The following is a 1,042-nucleotide window of genomic DNA, read 5'->3' on the forward strand; positions in this document are numbered from 1 at the left end:
CTCGACCATCAGGTCCCCGGGGATGCCGGAGGAACCGGCCCGGACCCGGGTCAGCGGTGCCATGACGATGCGGTTGGCGAGCTCGATCTTCCCGAGAGAGACGGGGGAGAAAAGCGACGGAACGGGCGAAACTTCTGAAGTGTTGACAGGCATGGGTTTCTTTCTTTCTGCAATACGGAGGGAAACGGGATGAAGGTCTGCGACGCAGGGGGTCCACGCCGTCCCGGCGGAGGCGCGGATGCGGTCCTCGGGCAGGCGCGGGCCCGCTGACGGTGACGCGGTTCCAGGACCGCGATCGGGGTGTTGGCGGCGAACGCGGTGAGAGCCGCATGCCGTCGGCGTCGGCGTCGACGCCGGTTCAAGCTCAACTGCCCGCCGGAGTAAGGGCGTTCGCTCCCTGCACACCATCAGCAGCCGGCCAGGTGACGACGTCATGGGTGCCGCCGCCGGAGTCGGTACGAATCGGTGTCTGCACCCCGCGCCGCGACCGACTCCCTCGACGCGCCCCCGCGAAGGGGCTCGCCCATCGGACAGCCTGCTTCACGAAAGCGCGAGGCTAGCTGAGCGGGACGTCCGCGACAGCCTTGAGGTGGCTGAACGTCTCGAGGGAATACCGGCCGTGGTACCGGCCCATGCCGCTTTCGCCGACGCCACCGAACGGCAGGCCGGTCATGAGCAGTTGCATCACCGGCTGGCCCCAGGCGACGCCGCCGGAGGACGTCTCGTTCACCAGGCGCGACTTGGTGGCCTCGGACTCGGTGAAGGCGTAGAGCGCCAGGGGCTTGTCACGTTCGTTGATGAAGGCGATGGCGGCATCGAGGTCTTCGACTTCGACGACGGCGAGGATCGGACCGAAGATCTCCTCCTGCATGACCGGCGATGCGGGGTCGACATCGGTGAGCACGGTCGGTGCGATGAACAGGTCGTCGCGGTCGTGCCGACCTCCCACCGCCGCCCGGCCGGAATCCAACAGCCGCGTGAGCCGGTCGAAATGCCGCTCGTTGATGATCCGGCCGAAGTCGGCCGCGGTCTGCGGGCTGGT

The 1,042-nt window shown here is 67.9% G+C and carries 1 protein-coding gene; it reads right to left on the bottom strand.

Annotation, left to right across the window (positions count from 1 at the left end; all coding sequences use genetic code 11):
- Window positions 1–556 precede the first annotated feature (556 nt).
- Window positions 557–1,042, bottom strand: a 486-nt coding sequence (locus tag ABZ656_RS58130; protein WP_360280911.1) for an aldehyde dehydrogenase family protein, incomplete at its 5' end; no start/stop codon positions are given.

Origin of the sequence: Streptomyces sp. NPDC007095, from assembly GCF_040634475.1 — a bacterium.
In the GTDB taxonomy this organism is placed as follows: domain Bacteria; phylum Actinomycetota; class Actinomycetes; order Streptomycetales; family Streptomycetaceae; genus Streptomyces.